General features: G+C 71.1%; 11 protein-coding genes and 2 pseudogenes. 2 read left to right on the forward strand and 11 right to left on the reverse strand.

Features of this window, described 5'->3' with window-relative positions:
• Positions 1 to 21 precede the first annotated feature (21 nt).
• The 11 genes and pseudogenes from prmC to IE250_RS20885 all read right to left on the reverse strand — a co-directional run.
• Positions 22 to 945 (reverse strand): annotated as a pseudogene (prmC, locus tag IE250_RS20840) (peptide chain release factor N(5)-glutamine methyltransferase); the annotation flags it as partial.
• A gap of 87 nt (positions 946 to 1,032) precedes the next feature.
• Complete coding sequence (prfA, locus tag IE250_RS20845) at positions 1,033 to 2,121, reverse strand: peptide chain release factor 1 (protein ID WP_189671222.1); 1,089 nt, start codon at positions 2,119 to 2,121, stop codon at positions 1,033 to 1,035.
• 172 nt (positions 2,122 to 2,293) lie between these two features.
• Positions 2,294 to 2,512, reverse strand: a complete 219-nt coding sequence (gene rpmE, locus IE250_RS20850; protein ID WP_189671223.1) for a 50S ribosomal protein L31 — start codon at positions 2,510 to 2,512, stop codon at positions 2,294 to 2,296.
• A 225-nt stretch (positions 2,513 to 2,737) separates the two neighbouring features.
• Positions 2,738 to 4,678 carry a transcription termination factor Rho gene (gene rho, locus IE250_RS20855; protein ID WP_189671224.1) on the reverse strand — a complete coding sequence of 647 codons (1,941 nt, stop codon included), beginning with the start codon at positions 4,676 to 4,678 and terminating at the stop codon, positions 2,738 to 2,740.
• Between the two features lie 303 nt (positions 4,679 to 4,981).
• Positions 4,982 to 5,998, reverse strand: a complete 1,017-nt coding sequence (gene thrB / locus IE250_RS20860) for a homoserine kinase (RefSeq protein ID WP_189671225.1) — start codon at positions 5,996 to 5,998, stop codon at positions 4,982 to 4,984.
• Positions 5,998 to 7,056 (reverse strand): threonine synthase, encoded by a 1,059-nt coding sequence (gene thrC / locus IE250_RS20865; RefSeq protein ID WP_268247854.1) that lies wholly within the window; start codon positions 7,054 to 7,056, stop codon positions 5,998 to 6,000. The genes thrB and thrC overlap by 1 nt, the downstream gene beginning before the upstream one ends.
• A 73-nt stretch (positions 7,057 to 7,129) precedes the next feature.
• Entirely contained in the window at positions 7,130 to 8,428 is a 1,299-nt protein-coding gene (locus tag IE250_RS20870) for a homoserine dehydrogenase (RefSeq protein ID WP_189671226.1), read from the reverse strand.
• Positions 8,429 to 8,683: 255 nt separating this feature from the next.
• Complete coding sequence (locus IE250_RS25120; protein ID WP_444544355.1) at positions 8,684 to 8,845, reverse strand: SEC-C metal-binding domain-containing protein; 162 nt, start codon at positions 8,843 to 8,845, stop codon at positions 8,684 to 8,686.
• A 294-nt stretch (positions 8,846 to 9,139) separates the two neighbouring features.
• Positions 9,140 to 11,635: pseudogene (gene secA, locus IE250_RS20875) on the reverse strand (preprotein translocase subunit SecA); the annotation flags it as partial.
• A 113-nt stretch (positions 11,636 to 11,748) separates the two neighbouring features.
• Positions 11,749 to 13,458: a cation:proton antiporter domain-containing protein gene (locus tag IE250_RS20880; RefSeq protein WP_189671228.1), complete on the reverse strand. Its 1,710-nt coding sequence runs from the start codon at positions 13,456 to 13,458 to the stop codon at positions 11,749 to 11,751.
• Positions 13,459 to 13,467: 9 nt separating this feature from the next.
• Positions 13,468 to 14,757: a winged helix-turn-helix domain-containing protein gene (locus IE250_RS20885; protein WP_189671229.1), complete on the reverse strand. Its 1,290-nt coding sequence runs from the start codon at positions 14,755 to 14,757 to the stop codon at positions 13,468 to 13,470.
• A gap of 99 nt (positions 14,758 to 14,856) precedes the next feature.
• Between IE250_RS20885 and IE250_RS20890 the strand changes: the two genes are divergently transcribed.
• Positions 14,857 to 15,636: a ComF family protein gene (locus tag IE250_RS20890; RefSeq protein ID WP_189671230.1), complete on the forward strand. Its 780-nt coding sequence runs from the start codon at positions 14,857 to 14,859 to the stop codon at positions 15,634 to 15,636.
• A gap of 230 nt (positions 15,637 to 15,866) precedes the next feature.
• Positions 15,867 to 16,538: a ribosome hibernation-promoting factor, HPF/YfiA family gene (gene hpf, locus IE250_RS20895; protein ID WP_189671231.1), complete on the forward strand. Its 672-nt coding sequence runs from the start codon at positions 15,867 to 15,869 to the stop codon at positions 16,536 to 16,538.
• Positions 16,539 to 16,596: the final 58 nt, after the last annotated feature.

Consider the following 16,596-nt stretch of genomic DNA (forward strand, 5'->3'; position numbering starts at 1 on the left):
CGGCACTCCGCTGCGCTCTGGCCCCAGGCGGCGCGCGACCACCATGCGGGGCCGGCCCGTCAGGTCCATGCGCGTCTCGGGCTCCCCGAACGCCGGCCGCCCTTCGACGTCGCGGGCCGCCGCGACCATCTCTCGGGCCGCCTCCGCCTGGACCTCGGCGTGCTCCATGACGTACAGCCCGCCGGGCCGCAGCAGGCGCGCGGCCGCCGCGGTGATGCCACGCGGGACCTCCAGCCCGTCGGGTCCCAGCCCGTACAGGGCGACGGCCGGGTCGTGCTGGGCGACCTCCGGGTCGACCGGCACGGCGTCGGGCGGCACGTACGGCGGGTTCGAGACGACGACGTCGGCAGTCCCGTCGATCCCGTACAGCGCGGTGCGGGCATCACCCTTGACGAGCCGTACTATCCGCTCGGGCGGCGTCTCGGGCGTGATAGCCGGGTCCAGGCCCGCCGCGGCGGCGCTCATGGCGTCGACGTTGCGTTCCGCCCAGGCGTGCGCGTCCTTGTCCAGCTCGACGGCGTGCACACGCGCGCCGGGCACCTCGGTGGCCACGGCCAGGGCGATCGCCCCGGTCCCGGTACACAGGTCGACGACGACGGCGCCCGAACCGTCCCGCTCCCCGGTGACCCTCGCCGCCTCGTCGATGGCCGCCTGCGCGACCTCCTCGGTCTCGGGCCGCGGCACGAAGACGCCCGGCCCGACGGCCAGCTCGAGGTGCCGGAACGGCGCGACCCCGGTCAGGTGCTGCAGGGGCTCCCGCGCGGCCCGCCGCGCGACGAGGCCGGAGAAGGCGCCCGCGACGTCGTCGGGCACCTCGCGCCCCAGCACGACCAGCCGGCGCAGCTCACCCCGACCCACCCCGAGCGCATGCGCCAGCAGCACCTCGGCATCGGCCTCGGGCGACCCGACCCCGGCGTCGGCCAGCTCCTCATAAGCCCACTTCAAGAGCTGTTCGCTCACCGCACTCCTCCAACCACAGGGAAAGCCTGCCCGACCGCGACCCAAGCCGCCAGGGCCGCTGTGATCCGAACCTCACACACCGGAGGCCGCCGCGAGCCGCGCCGCCTCGTCGGCGTCGATCGCCGACCGCACCACCGGCTCCAGGTCCCCGTCCAGCACCTGGTCGAGGTTGTACGCCTTGTACCCGGTGCGGTGGTCGACTATCCGGTTCTCGGGGAAGTTGTACGTCCGGATCCGCTCGGAACGGTCCACGGTGCGCACCTGCGAGCGGCGCAGCTCGGCGGACTCCGCCGCCGCGGCCTCCGCCTGGGCGGCGAGCAACCGGGCGCGCAGCACACGCATGGCCTGCTCGCGGTTCTGCAGCTGCGACTTCTCGTTCTGCATCGAGACGACGATCCCCGTGGGCAGGTGCGTGATGCGCACCGCCGAGTCCGTGGTGTTCACCGACTGCCCGCCCGGGCCGGAGGACCGGTACACGTCGATGCGCAGGTCGTTCTGGTCGATCTCCAGCTCACCCGGGTCGTCGACCTCGGGGAAAACGAGCACGCCCGCCGCCGACGTGTGGATGCGGCCCTGCGACTCCGTGACCGGCACGCGCTGCACGCGGTGCACGCCGCCCTCGTACTTGAGGCTGTGCCAGACGCCGTCCTCGGGTCCCTGGACGTTCTTCGCCTTGATGGCGACCTGCACGTCCTTGTAGCCGCCGAGGTCGGAGTCGGTGGCCTCCAGGAGCTGGGTGGACCAGCCACGCTGCTCCGCGTACCGCAGGTACATGCGCAGCAGGTCGCCGGCGAACAGCGCGGACTCCTCGCCGCCCTCGCCGGCCTTGATCTCGAGGATCACGTCGCGGCCGTCGTCGGGGTCGCGTGGCACCAGGACCCGGCGCAGCTTCTCCTCAGCCGCCGCCTCTGCCGCCTTGAGGCTCGGCAGCTCCTCGGCGAACGACACGTCCTCGGCGGCCAGCTCGGCGGCAGCCTCGGCGTCGTCGTGCGCCTGCTCCCACGCGCGGTAGGCGCCCACCACCTGGTTCAGCTCCGCGTACCGCCGGCCGAGTGTGCGCGCCCGCCCTGGGTCCGCATGCACGGCGGGGTCGGCAAGCGCCGACTCGATCTCGGCATGCTCGCTGATCAGCGGCCCGACGGCGGCGAACGACTCGGTCACGATCTCTCCTTCGTTGTGGGCGTGATTCTTGCGACCAGCTGTTCGTCTTAGGCGCAATGGTCGCGCCCACAACAACGGGTGGGTGATCATGGCAAAGCAACAGCGCCGGTGGTCCGGGTCCCGACTGCCCCTGGAGAGGTTGTCGGGCCGGACCACCGGCGCTGCGAAGTCGCTACTTGTCGGCGGTCTTCTTGCCGTAGCGCGCCTGGAACCTGGCGACGCGGCCACCGGTGTCCATGATCTTCTGCTTGCCCGTGTAGAACGGGTGGCAGGCGCTGCAGACGTCGGCGTTGATCTTGCCGGACGTCTCGGTGCTGCGCGTCGTGAAGGTGTTACCGCAGGTGCAGGTGACCTCGGTGACGACGTACTCGGGGTGGATTCCAGCCCTCATGTTGCTCCTTGGTGTGATGCCGCTGGGTCGCCCTGCAGAACCGCAAGGACGTGAACCAGCGAGCCAGCCAATCATTCTGCCACTACCTCGCCCGTGCGGGCGAGGAAGACTGGTGTGACGTGGGTCGGACCGAGGCCAGACGGTACTTGTCGCCGTCCGAGCCTGCGGTTCCGCTACGGGCGAGTCCCTCGTTCCTCGGGCCTCACCCTGCGCTTCACCTCCGGCTCAGACGGTCTCGCCCACGTTCTCGTTCTCGGTGAGACCGCCCGGCGTCGTCTTCTGCACGTGCAGCAGGAACTCGACGTTGGTCTTGGTCTTCTTGAGCTGACCGAGCAGGAGCTCGGCGGCCTGCGTCTGGTCGAGCGCGCCCATGACGCGGCGCAGCTTGTAGACGATCGCGAGCTCGTCCTTCGACATGAGGATCTCCTCGCGCCGGGTGCTCGAACCGTTGACGTCGATCGCCGGGAAGATGCGCTTCTCGGCCAGGGACCGCGAGAGCCGCAGCTCCATGTTGCCGGTGCCCTTGAACTCCTCGAAGATCACCTCGTCCATCTTCGACCCGGTCTCGACCAGGGCCGTGGCCAGGATGGTCAGCGAACCGCCGTCCTCGATGTTGCGGGCGGCGCCGAAGAACTTCTTGGGCGGGTAGAGCGCGGCGGCGTCCACACCACCGGACAGGATGCGGCCCGACGCCGGGGCGGCCAGGTTGTAGGCGCGCGACAGGCGGGTGATGCCGTCGAGCAGCACCACGACGTCCTGGCCCAGCTCCACGAGGCGCTTGGCGCGCTCGATCGCGAGCTCCGCGACCAGCGTGTGGTCGGAGGCGTGGCGGTCGAACGTCGAGGAGATGACCTCGCCCTTGACGGAGCGCTCGAAGTCGGTGACCTCTTCCGGGCGCTCGTCCACCAGTACGACCATGAGGTGGACCTCAGGGTTGTTGAGCGAGATCGCGTTGGCGATCTGCTGCATCATCAGCGTCTTGCCGGCCTTCGGCGGCGCGACGATGAGGCCACGCTGGCCCTTGCCGATCGGCGCGACGATGTCGATCACGCGCGGGGTGAGCTTGGTCGCCTCGGGGTTCTCCAGGCGCAGGCGCTCTTGCGGGTACAGCGGCGTCAGCTTGGTGAACTCGGGGCGCTCGCGCGCCTCCTCCGGCGTCATGCCGTTCACGGAGTCAAGGCGCACCAGGGCGTTGAACTTGTTGACCTTGGCGTTGCGCCCGGCCGGCTGCTGCGGCGGCTCCTCGCCCTCGCGGGGCTGGCGCACGGCACCGACGACGGCGTCGCCGCGGCGCAGGCCGGCCTTCTTGACCTGGTTCAGCGAGACGTAGACGTCGTTGGAGCCGGGCAGGTAGCCAGAGGTCCGCACGAACGCGTAGTTGTCGAGGATGTCCAGGATCCCGGCGACGGGCAGCAGCACGTCGTCCTCGCGCACCTCGACGGTCTCGAGGCCCGCGACGTCCGGACCCTGGCGGCCGCGGCCGCGCTTGCGGTCCCGGCCCCGGTCCCGGCCACGACGGCGGCGCGAGTTGCGGTCGTCGTCGAGCTCGTTGGCGCGGTCGGTGCTGCGGTCCGTGGTGCGGTCGGTGGTGCGCTCGACAGTCCGCGTGCTGCCGCGCTCGGCCCCGCTGGTGCGGTCGGCGGCGGCGCGGTCGGTCGTGGTGCGGTCGGTCGCGGCGCGGTCGGTGCCGCGGGCATTCCGGTCGTTCTGGCGGCCGTTGCCGGACTGGGCGATGCGGCCCTTCTCCTCGGCGGTCCCGTCCGGGGCGCCCTGACCGCGGCCCGCGCGGCGTCCGTTCTGCTCACGCGGGGCCGCTACGGCCTCGGCCAGCTGCGCCAGGCGGGCGGCCTTGTCGGCTTCCGTGCTCGCGTCGGCGCGCACACCCGAGGTGGAGACCTCGGCGGCGGCGACCGGCGCCTCGGTACGGGCAGGCTTGTTGTTCGTGAGCTGCTCCGGCGCGGAGGCGGCACGGTCCGAGCGCTTCGTCGCGCCGCCCGTCTTCTCGCGGATGGTGTCCACGAGGTCGCTCTTGCGCATCCTGGAGGTGCCCTTCACGCCCAGGTCTCCGGCGAGTGCCTGGAGCTCGGCGAGGCGCATGCTGCTCAGTGCCCCGGTCCCGGCCGTGCGGCCGGCGGCTGCCTGAGCGTTATCGGTGGTGTCTGTCACGAAGGACCCTTCCCCCTCGAACTGCGGCTGGTCGCGTGATCGCGGGCCGCGGGATGGTGGGCGCCCGGCGCTGAATGGCCGGAACGCGGAAAACCTCGCATCAGTGATACGACGATGACGGCTGACGGGGGCGTTGTCTGCCTTCTCGCGAGATGCGGTGGCCGCTTGTCACGGCCTGCTACGGGCACGGCTAAGCGGCTGAGACTCTACTGAGTGTAGGAACTCTGCCGGATTAGGCGGTGGGGACCCGATGTTGAATCCGACTTCCCGCCACCATGGCTCAGGACGTGCGATCCCGAAGGTTCACTGCATACTACCACCCCGTACTGCTGGCGATCCTGGTACGACATGCCGCCCGGTTGCACCTGACGAGCCGGACGATAGCGCACCAGTGTTTCCGGTAATTCTCCTGGCGCGTGCACCGGTCATGTCGATGCCCGGACTGAGCCTCCGCCACCCCGCCGTCTCGTCCACGAGGTCCGCCAGGACAGCGTCGCGACGGGCCCGGTGCTCCGGCCCGGCCAGCACCAGGACGGTCGGCCCTGCACCCGAGACGGTAGCCGGGACACCCTCGTCCCGCAGTGCCCGCAGCAACTCGCTGGAGGCCCCGAGGACGGCCGCCCGGTACGACTGGTGCAGGCGGTCCTCCGTGGCGTCGAAGAGCAGTTCCGGGCGCCTGGCCAGGGCCTCCACCAGGAGAGCCGCGCGGCCGGCTGTAAAGGCGGCGTCGGCGTGCGACACCCGTGCGGGCAGCGCGGCCCGCGCGCGGGCCGTCGCGAGCCGCACGTCGGGCACCAGCACGGTGGCCTCGATCGTCGGGTCGATGTCCAGCCCGACCGCCCGCGGGCCGTCGTCGGTGGTCCACGCGACCGTGGCGCCGCCCTGGATGGCGGGCGCGGCGTTGTCCGGGTGTCCCTCGAACTCCGTCGCCAGTGCCAGAACCGTGGCGGCGTCGACGGCGCGCGGCTCGGCCAGCAGGGCGCGCGCGGCGACGATCCCGGCCACCACCGCTGCCGACGACGACCCCAGTCCTCGGCCGTGTGGAATCACGTTGTGGCACGTCATGTGGATGCCGGTGGGGACGGCGCCCGCCAGGTCCATCGTGCGGCGCAGCGCGCGGACCACCAGGTGGTCCTCCCCCAGGGGGACCTCCCCGGCGCCCTCGCCCTGGACCTCCACGACGACCTCGTCGCTCGCGACGAGACGCACCTCGACCTCGTCGTACAGAGCGAGAGCCAGGCCGAGCGAGTCGAAACCGGGTCCGAGGTTCGCACTCGTGGCGGGCACCCGGACCCGCACGTGGTCGGCGCCGAGCTGCATCAGAGCGAGAGGGCGTCGGCGATCGACACGACGTCGGCGGAGACCCGCACGGGCTCCACCTCGCCGCCGTCCGGTGTGCGCAGCGCCCAGCTCGGGTCCTTGAGCCCGTGGCCGGTCACCGTGATGGTGATGCGCGCCCCTGCGGGCACGAGGCCGCGCTCGTGACGGGCCAGGAGGCCCGCGACGCCGGCCGCGGAGGCCGGCTCCACGAACACGCCCACCTCGGCGGACAGGATCCGGTGCGCCGCGAGGATCTGCTCGTCCGTCACGGCCTCGATGACTCCACCGGACGAGTCCCTGGCCTCCTCGGCCTGCTGCCACGAGGCGGGGTTGCCGATGCGGATCGCGGTGGCGATGGTGTCCGGCTCGTCGATCGGGTGGCCCTTCACGATCGGGGCGGCACCCGCGGCCTGGAAACCCCACATCGCCGGCGTCCTGCTCGCCACGCCGGCGTCGGCGTACTCCGTGAAGCCCTTCCAGTACGCCGTGATGTTGCCGGCGTTGCCGACGGGCAGCAGGTGGATGTCGGGGGCGTCGCCCAGCGCGTCCACGATCTCGAAAGCGGCGGTCTTCTGGCCCTCGATACGGTCCGGGTTCACCGAGTTCACGAGCTCGACCGGGTGGGTGTCGGCGAGCTTGCGGGCCGCGACGAGGCAGTCGTCGAAGTTGCCGTCCACCTGGAGCAGGCGCGCGCCGTGCGCGACCGCCTGGCTCAGCTTGCCCATGGCGATCTTGCCCTCCGGCACGAGCACCGCGCAGATCATGCCCGCGCGCGTCGCGTACGCGGCGGCCGACGCCGACGTGTTACCAGTCGAGGCGCACACCACGACCCGGGCACCGCGCCCGGCCGCCGCGGAGATCGCGGTGGTCATGCCGCGGTCCTTGAACGAGCCGGTCGGGTTCATGCCCTCGACCTTGACGTACACCTCGGCGCCCGTGCGCTCGGAGAGCGCCGGGGCGGGCACCAGCGGCGTGCCGCCCTCGCCCAGCGTCACGATCTTCTGCTGCACGTGCGCGGGCATGCGGTCGGCGTACTCGGCGATCACACCGCGCCACAGGCGCGAGGTGGGGGCCGCGCCGGAGGCGGTGGACGGGAGGTTCGGTTCAGCAGGCAGCACAGGAGGCACGGGTTCAGCCTTCGACTCTCAGGACGGACGTGATCTCGCGGACCGGTTCGAGCTTGCGCACGGCCGCGATGGTGGCAGCCAGCGACGCCTCACGGGCGGCGTGGGTGGTCAGGAGCAGCTCGGCCGTGCCCTCGGAGGGCCCAGTCTGGCGCACCGTGTCGATCGACACGCCGTGGTCGCCCACAACGCCTGCGACCTGGGCGAGCACGCCCGGCAGGTCAGCGACGAGCAGTCGCACCTGGTAGCGCGTCACCGCGGCGTCCGCCGGCAGCAGCGGGCGGGCCGCGTAGATGGACTCCTGGGGGCCCTTGCCGCCGAGCACGCGGTGGCGGGCCGCCGAGACGACGTCGCCCAGTACAGCGGAGGCTGTGGGCCGGCCGCCGGCGCCCTGGCCGTAGAACATGAGCGGGCCTGCGGCGTCGGCTTCCACGAAGATCGCGTTGAACGCGCCCTTCACACCCGCCAGCGGGTGCTCCAGCGGCACCAGCGCCGGGTGCACGCGCACGGACACGCCCTCGCCGGTCTGCTCGGCGATGGCCAGCAGCTTCACGGCGTGGCCGGTCCGGGCCGCCCAGGCGACGTCGTCCGACGTGACGCCGGTGATGCCCTCACGGGCGACGTCGTCCGCGGAGACGCGGGTGTGGAACGCGAGGCTGGCGAGGATCGCGGCCTTCGCCGCGGCGTCGTACCCCTCGACGTCCGCCGTGGGATCGGCCTCGGCGTAGCCGAGCTCCTGCGCCTGCTTGACCGCCTGGTCGAGGTCGAGGCCGCTCGTGGCCATCTGGTCCAGCACGTAGTTCGTGGTGCCGTTGACGATGCCCAGGACGCGGCGCACGTGGTCGCCCGCGAGGGACTCCCGCACCGGGCGCACGATCGGTATGGCACCCGCGACCGCGGCCTCGTAGTAGATGTCGACACCCGCGGAGTCGGCCGCCTTGTAGAGCGTCGGGCCGTCGGCGGCGAGGAGAGCCTTGTTGGCCGTGACCACGGCGGCCCCACCCTCGATCGCGCGCAGCAGCAGGCCGCGCGCGGGCTCGATGCCGCCCATCACCTCGATGACGATGTCCGCGCCGTCCACGAGCGACTCGGCGTCCTCCGTCAGGAGGCCGCTCGGGATGGCTGAGTCGCGGGGACGGCTCGCGTCGCGCACCGCGATCCCGGCGAGCTCGAGCGGCGCGCCCACGCGGGCGGCGAGATCGGTGCCCTGCTCCAGGATCATCCGGGCCACCTCGGTGCCCACGACGCCACAGCCGAGAAGTGCGACACGCAGCCCGCGTGCGGGCTCGGGAACGTGGACAGGCACAGCGACCCTGCTTTCGTTTTCGGGGAACGGTCCGGTCCGGTGCGGGTCCACACGGGGAGTTCCGGACGTTGCGATCAGAGTAACCGCAGCGTCTGACACACGAGGGCCGTGTCTCACGACGACACCGCCGAAGTAGAACCAGGGCGAAGTAGAACTGTGGCGAGACAGAACCGCGGTCGGCAGATGCCTCGCTGCGGTTCTATCTCGCCACAGTTCCATCTCGCCCGAGTTCTACTTCGGCGGGCGGGCTGAGGGTCAGGCCTCGTTGACTCCGTGGCAGACCTTGTACTTCTTGCCCGAGCCGCACGGGCACTGCGCGTTGCGCGGTGTGCCGGGGAACGTCCGGCCGTCGCTCGTGACGGCGGTCGCCTCGCCGTGCAGCGCCGCCCGGCGACGGGCGCCGTCCGACGACTGCATGAAGGCCGAGCCCGAGCCGTCCTCGCTCGGCGCCGAGTACGTCAGCGGCTGCTGCCGGTTCGGGGTGTCGAGACCCTTCGCGAGCAGGATCGGCTCCGTCGCGGCACCCGCCGCACGGCGCGGTCGCGGCGCGGGCGGCTGGCCCTGCCGCGGCACCGCCGCCGGCTGCACCGCGGGTATCTGCGCGGTCGGCGGCGCGTCCGGCTGGCCCGTGCCCAGCCGGCCGCGCGGCGGCACGGGGCCGACGGCGGGCAGCTCCGAGCCGCCGTCGCCGGCCTGCTCGGCGTCCGGCTGCTGCACCGTGACCTCGAGGTTGAACAGGAACCCGACCGACTCCTCCTTGATGGCGTCCGTCATCGCCTGGAACAGCTGGAAGCCCTCGCGCTGGTACTCGACCAGCGGGTCGCGCTGCGCCATGGCGCGCAGCCCGATGCCCTCCTTGAGGTAGTCCATCTCGTAGAGGTGCTCACGCCACTTGCGGTCCAGGACCGACAGCACGACGCGGCGCTCGAGCTGGCGCATGGCCGGGGCGGAGAGCTCTTCCTCGCGCGCCTGGTAGGCCACCCGCGCGTCGGAAAGGATCTCCTCGAGCAGCATGTCGCCGGTGAGCCGCTCGATCCCGCCGGCCTCCTCGGCGATCTCCTCGGGCGTCAGGGACACCGGGTACACGGCCTTGAGCGCCGTCCACAGGGCGTCGAGGTCCCACTGCTCCGGCGTGCCCTCCGCCGTCGCGTTGGTCACGTAGTCCGTGACGGTGTCGGTGAGGAAGTGCTGCACCTGCTCGTGCAGGTCCTCGCCCTGGAGCACGCGCAGGCGCTCGGCGTAGATGACGGTGCGCTGGCGCGAGAGGACGTCGTCGTACTTCAGGACGTTCTTGCGGATCTCGAAGTTGCGCGCCTCCACCTGGCCCTGCGCGGACATGATGCCGCGCGTGACCATCTTGGACTCGAGCGGCATGTCGTCCGGGAAGCCCGCGCGGTTCATCATCGACTCGGCGAGGCCGGAATTGAACAGGCGCATCAGGTCGTCCTGCATCGACAGGTAGAACCGGGACTCGCCCGGGTCGCCCTGACGGCCGGAACGGCCACGCAGCTGGTTGTCGATCCGGCGGGACTCGTGCCGCTCCGTACCGAGGACGTACAGGCCACCGGAGGCCTTCACCTCGTCGTGCTCGGCGGCGACGAGCCCCTTCGCCTTCTCCAGCGCGTGCGGCCAGGCCGCCTCGTACTCCTCCGGTGTCTCGACCGGGTCGAGACCCCGCTCGGCGAGCTCGGTCACCGCGAGGTACTCGGCGTTGCCGCCGAGCATGATGTCCGTACCGCGGCCGGCCATGTTCGTGGCGACCGTGACGGCGCCCTTGCGGCCCGCCATCGCGACGACCGCTGCCTCGCGCTCGTGCTCCTTCGCGTTGAGCACGTTGTGCGGCACGCCGGCCTTCTTCAGCTTGGCGCTCAGGAGCTCCGACTTCTCGACGCTGGTGGTGCCCACCAGGACCGGCTGGCCGTAGGCGTGCCGTTCCACGATGTCCGCGACCACCGCGTTGAACTTGCCGTCCTCGTTCTTGTAGACGAGGTCGGGCTGGTCGAGCCGCTGCGGCGGCTTGTTCGTCGGGATCGGGACGACGCCGAGCTTGTACGTGCCCTGGAACTCGGCGGCCTCGGTCTCGGCCGTACCGGTCATGCCGGAGAGCTTGTCGTACAGGCGGAAGTAGTTCTGGAGGGTGATCGTGGCGAGCGTCTGGTTCTCCGCCTTGATCTCCACCCCCTCCTTGGCCTCGATGGCCTGGTGCATGCCCTCGTTGTAGCGACGGCCCGCGAGGATACGGCCCGTGTGCTCGTCGACGATCATGACCTCGCCGTTCAGCACGACGTAGTCCTTGTCGCGCTTGAACAGCTCCTTCGCCTTGATGGCGTTGTTCAGGAAGCCGATCAGCGGCGTGTTGAGCGACTCGTAGAGGTTGTCGATGCCGAGGTAGTCCTCGATCTTCGCGATGCCCGGCTCGAGCACGCCGACCGTGCGCTTCTTCTCGTCCACCTCGTAGTCCACCGTCGGCACCAGGCGGCGCACGACCTTGGCGAACTCGTTGTACCAGCGGTTCGCGTCGCCGGCCGCGGGGCCGGAGATGATCAGCGGAGTACGCGCCTCGTCGATGAGGATCGAGTCGACCTCGTCGACGATGGCGAAGTTGTGGCCGCGCTGCACCAGGTCGTCGACGGACCACGCCATGTTGTCGCGCAGGTAGTCAAAGCCGAACTCGTTGTTCGTGCCGTAGGTGATGTCCGCGGCGTACATCTCGCGGCGCTGCGCCGGCGTCTGGCCCGACAGGATCACGCCGGTCGTCATGCCCATGAACCGGAAGACGCGGCCCATCAGCTCACCCTGGTACTTGGCCAGGTAGTCGTTGGTGGTGATGACGTGGACGCCGTCGCCCGAAAGCGCGTTGAGGTACGCGGCGGTGGTCGCCACCAGCGTCTTTCCCTCACCGGTGCGCATCTCGGCGATATTGCCGAGGTGCAGCGCCGCACCACCCATGATCTGTACGTCGAAGTGCCGCTGGCCGAGCGTGCGATGAGCCGCTTCGCGGATCGCTGCGAACGCCTCCGGCATGAGCTCGTCCAGGGTGGCGCCGTGCTCCAGCCGTTCCCGGAAACGTGCGGTCTCCTCACGCAGCTCGGTGTCGCTCAGCTCGACAAAGCTGGGCTCCAAGCGGTTGACCTGCTCAGCCACGTTATGCAGCTTCTTCAGGACACGTCCTTCGCCGATGCGCAGGACCTTGTCGAGGATGGACACGCGGGTTCTCCCAGGTCGTCGTCAAGTTTCGCCGTCGTCCATCGTAGGCCGTAAACCTGGGCTGGTGCCCCAGTAGCAGACCGCAGACGGACGGGTTCGCTCCAGGGGTAACGTCAGCGGGCCTCGTCGAGTTCCGTCGGAGGACCCGACGACGCCTCGGCGAGCGGCTCGGCGAGCGGCTCGGCCAGCGGCTCCGATGGTTCCCGGCGGCCCGCCTGCTCGTCACGCATCCGCTCGGCGGCGGTGTATCCGAGCGCCGCCTCGGCCGCCTCGTCGGCGAGCGCCAGCCCGGCCGTGCCGTACAGGTGGAACACCGCGTCGGCACCGTGCCGCTCCAGCTCGGCCACGTCGTCGTCGTACCGCGCGACGGCGGCGACCGTGCCCTCGAAGCCGCTGGCGCGCAGCTGGGACAGCGCGATCAGGTTGGCCGCGTGGAACGGCATGGCGAGGATGGCGAGCTTGACCGCGCCGGCGCTGCGCACCCGGGCCCAGAACTCGATGTCCGTCGCGTCGGCCTGCACCACTGTGAAGCCCTCGCTGCGCAGCTGGGCGACGCGTGCCGGGTCGTGCTCGACGCCGACGACGTTCATGCCGTAGTCCTCCCGGAGCTGACGGACCGCGCCGCGGCCCACCCGACCCATACCGAGCACGAGCGCCTCGGCACCGGACACGTCGATGAGCCGCTCCTCGGGGTGCAGCCACTCGTTCGGCTTGGACGGGAAGCGCCTGGCGAGCGCCATGGCGTACTCGTTGCCGCGGGTGTTTATGGCCGAGGACAGCACGAAGCTGGCGGCGACGGCGACGGCGAGCACCACCAGCCACTCGTCCTGGAGCAAGCCGGTCTGGGAGCCGACGGCGACGACGATCAGGCCGAACTCGGAGTAGTTCGCCAGCACGAGCCCGGACAGGATCGCCGTGCGTTTGCGCAGCCGCATCAGGCGCAGCAGCCCCGCCGTGACGATCCCCTGCAGGGGCAGCATGAGCAGCAGGAGCAGCCCGATCGTGGCGGCCTGCCAGGTGAGCTCGCCGGAGAAGCCGATGGACACGAAGAAGCCGACGAGCAGCAGCTCCTTGAGGGTGAACAGGTTGCGCGACAGCTCGGTGGCCGCCGGGTGGCCGGCCAGGAGCATGCCCATGACGAGCGCGCCGAGGTCGCCCTTGAGCCCGACGGCGTCGAACAGCGCGTACCCCGGGCCGAGCGCGACCGCGACCCCGAACAGCGCCTGCAGCTCGCCGTGGCCGACCTTCGACCACACCTTGCGCAGGAGCCAAGCCCCGGGGATCAGGAGCACGAGGGCGAAAGCCCACGGGCTCGGCGGATGTTCGGAGGCCACCGAGAGGAAGACGACGGCGATCAGGTCCTGCATGACGAGCACGCCGATGGCGATCCGGCCGTAGAGGGCGGACTGGTCGGAGCGGCCGTCGAGCACCTTGACCACGAACACCGTGGAGGAGAACGACAGGGCGAGCCCGAGCAGCGCGAGCACGCCCAGGCCGTCGCCGTCGAGCATCGAGAACCCGATCACGGCGAGGAGTCCGAGGAATCCCATCGCGATGGCGACGCTCACCACAAGGTGCGCCACCGTGGTGAGCCACACCTCCTTGCGCAGCAGAGTCTTGAAATCGAGCTTGAGCCCGATGCCGAACAGCAGCAGCGTCACACCGAGGTCGGCGACGGTCTCGAGGTAGTCCGGCTCTGCCACACCCGCCGCGTGGAGCGCGAACCCGGCCACCAGGAATCCCACGAGGGGCGGCAGCCGGAGCATCACTGCCCCCAGCCCAGCCGCGACCGTAGATACCAGGAAGAGCGCCGCGGTGACCATGTCCAGAGTTTAGTTGTCGCGTGTTTCGGCTCCTGCCATCGCTCCTGCCATCGCAGCGTGCAGCGCGGGTGAAAGAGAGCCCTTTGCCTCCACAGTCACCCCCTCAAGACCCAGCCACCGCGCCATCGCGCCGAGCTCGGCAGCCAGCCGCGCCGGGGTGTCCGCCGTCACCGACGGCTCGGCGTGCGCCGACTGGACACGCAGCACGCCTGCGGCCCGGTCCGCCTTGAGGTCCACGCGGGCGGTGAGCTGCGAGTCCTCGAGGAACGGCAGCACGTAGTACCCGTCCACGCGCTGGGCGGCCGGGGTGTAGATGCCGATCCGGTACCGCATCCTGAACAGGCGCTCCAGCCGCTTGCGCTCCCACACGAGGGGGTCGAACGGCGCAAGGAGGGCCTGCCCCGCGACCCGCCGCGGCCGGGCGGCGTCACGGTGCAGGAACCACTGCTCAGAGCCGCCCTCGACGCGGGCAGGCAGCAGGACGCCCTCGTCCACGAGGTCGGCGAGCGTCCGGTCCGCGACAGGGCCTTTGAGGCGGTAGTAGTCCTTGATGCAGCGCGCCACGCCGATCCCGTGTGCCCGCGCTCCGAGCTCCAGCAGGGCCCGCTTGGCGTCTGCCTCCGGCACGTCCACGAGGGCCGACGCCGGCAGCACCCGCTCCGGCAGGTCGTACAGCCGCTCGAACTGGGTGTTCCGTCCCGCCGAGACCACCTCGCCCGTGAAGAACAGGTGCTCGACCACGCGCTTCTCGGTGCTCCAGTCCCACCAGGTGCCGCGTTTGCGGCGCACCGACCGTCCCTCGGAGACGAACCGGTCGTGGATCTGGGAGGCGGACAGCGGCCCCTCGGCCGCCACCAGGCTGTGCACCTCCTGGACCTGCGGCGCGTCGGGCAGCCGCACGCCGTCCAGCTCGCCCCAGTCGTACTCCTGCGCGAACCGCCGCCGCCGGAAGGCCAGCAGCGGCCACGCGGCCGGCGGCACGTAGGCCGCGACGTGCGCCCAGCTCTCCACGAGCCGGCGGTCCGCGGCCGCGCTCCGGCCCACCCGCCGAGCGTGCCTGCCCGACGCCGTGGCCCGGTCCATCAGGTCCGTGTCATAGGGACCGAGCCGCGAGAACAGGGGCAGCAGGTGCGCCCGGGCGAGCACGTTCACCGAGTCGATCTGGAACACCCCCAGCCGGTCGATCACGCCCTGTACGTGCCGCATCGTGCGCGGCCCGTCGATACGCGGGCGGTTCAGGCCCTGGGCCGCGACAGCGACGCGGCGGGCCTGGTCGAGGGACAACGTGATCGGTTCCACCGGACCATCGTGCCGCGAGTCACTGACACTCCGCCTGCCACTCGCTGAGCGGGCTGTGGACAAGCGGCGCGGCGCGGCGGCGTCGGCCAGGGTGGTGGGGTGCGCCCCGTCCGCGAGCTCGCTCGCCTGCTGCTGCCCGTCGCCTGCCCGTGCGGCGAGCTCGACGTGCCCTGGTGCGCCGGATGTGCGGCCCTCCTGACCGGCCCGCCCATCCGCGCCGAGCACGGCGCGCCCCGGCTTGACCGGCTCGACGGCGTCCCGCCCGTACCCGTCTGGGCGCTCACGCCCTACGCCGGGCCGGTGCGCGACGTCGTCGTGCACTGGAAGGACCGCGGGCGGGCCGACCTCGACCGGCTCCTCGCTCCCGCGCTGCGGCGGGCGGCCGCCCGAATCGGCCCCGTGCTCTCCCCCGCGCTCGGCGGCGCGCCGATCGCCATCGTGCCGGTGCCCTCCACGGGCGCGGCGCGGCGCGCCCGGGGTCGCGAGCCCGTAGCGGTCCTGGCCCGGGCGGTGGCTCGCGGGCTGCACGACGCCGGGCTGCCCGCCCGCGTGGTGCCGGCCCTCGCACGCCGCGGTGCCGGGCGGGACCAGGTGGGACTCGGCGCCCGAGCCCGCGGGCGCAACCTGGCCGGCTCGGTCCGCATGACGAGACCTGGGGCTCGGGCGCTCGGACAAAGATCCATGTGCATTCTTGTGGACGATGTCCTGACGACGGGCGCCACGCTGGCCGCCGTCGAGCGGGCCCTCGAGGGGTCGGGGCACGACGTCCTGGGAGCAACTGTGCTGGCAGCGACGCCTCCCCCGGCACGCACGGCGGGGGACGATACAGCTTTCGCCGTCGAGCGCCAGCGGGAATCTGGACAAAACCTGAAAGTGTGACTGATCTGTGTCACCTCGTTCACTGTCCATTGGGGCTGTCGTTACCCAGGCGACGGGGATAGCCTGATCGTTCGACGCAAGATCCGCGCCCCGACGAAGCTGCCGGGACACTCGCGACGGGAGGTGGTTCGTGCCCGGCACCAGCAGGGGGTGCCGTATCGAGTAGAGACGGGCACGCGTCGCCGGCAAGGGACGGCGTGGCCCAGTGTTCCCGGAGCGGAGTTACGCACATGGAAATTGTCGTTGTCGGCAGGCACACGGACGTGGCAGAGCGGTTTCGCCAGCACGTGGAGGACAAGCTCGCGAAGGTCGAGCTGCTGTCCCCGTACGTACGTCGGGTGGATGTGGAGGTGACGCACGAGAACAACCCGCGACTCTCCGAGAGTCGTGAACGTGTAGAGCTCACGCTGCGCGCGAAGGGTCCGGTGATCCGCGCCGAGGCAGCAGCGGACGACCGCTTCGGCGCCCTGGACCTCGCCATCGACAAGCTGAACGAGCGGCTGCGCCGCGCCCGGGACCGTCGCAAGGACCACCGGCACAACAAGGTGCTCGCACCCGTGGACGTCCGCCCCCTCGACGAGATCCTGACCGACGACGGCGGCTCGGCGAACGAACCCGAACCCCAGATCTCGAGCCCGGCGGCGCTGGCCGAGCCGGGCGACTCCGTGGAGACCACGATCGGCGACTCGCCCGTCGTGATCCGCCAGAAGCTGCACCACGCCGACCCGATGACCCTCGACGACGCCGTCTACGAGATGGAGATGGTGGGCCACGACTTCTACCTGTTCATCGACAAGGAGACGTCGCGCCCGTCGGTGCTCTACAAGCGCAAGGGCTGGGCGTTCGGTGTGATCCAGCTCGACAACCCGTGCGGTACCGCTCCGGTCACCAACCTGACGTGACTTCGCCGAGGTAGAACTGTGGCGAGATAGAACTGGGGCGGAGGTGCTGATCGGCACC

This window comes from Promicromonospora soli, from assembly GCF_014653785.1.
In the GTDB taxonomy this organism is placed as follows: Bacteria; Actinomycetota; Actinomycetes; order Actinomycetales; family Cellulomonadaceae; genus Promicromonospora; species Promicromonospora soli.

Excerpts from the sequence above, each read along its gene's own strand:
- thrB (WP_189671225.1), bottom strand. The coding sequence starts at position 5,998 with ATGCAGCTCGGCGCCGACCACGTGCGGGTCCGGGTGCCCGCCACGAGT.
- IE250_RS20880 (WP_189671228.1), bottom strand. The coding sequence starts at position 13,458 with ATGGTCACCGCGGCGCTCTTCCTGGTATCTACGGTCGCGGCTGGGCTG.
- IE250_RS25120 (WP_444544355.1), bottom strand. The coding sequence starts at position 8,845 with ATGCAGTCGTCGGACGGCGCCCGTCGCCGGGCGGCGCTGCACGGCGAG.
- rpmE (WP_189671223.1), bottom strand. The coding sequence starts at position 2,512 with ATGAGGGCTGGAATCCACCCCGAGTACGTCGTCACCGAGGTCACCTGC.
- hpf (WP_189671231.1), top strand. The coding sequence starts at position 15,867 with ATGGAAATTGTCGTTGTCGGCAGGCACACGGACGTGGCAGAGCGGTTT.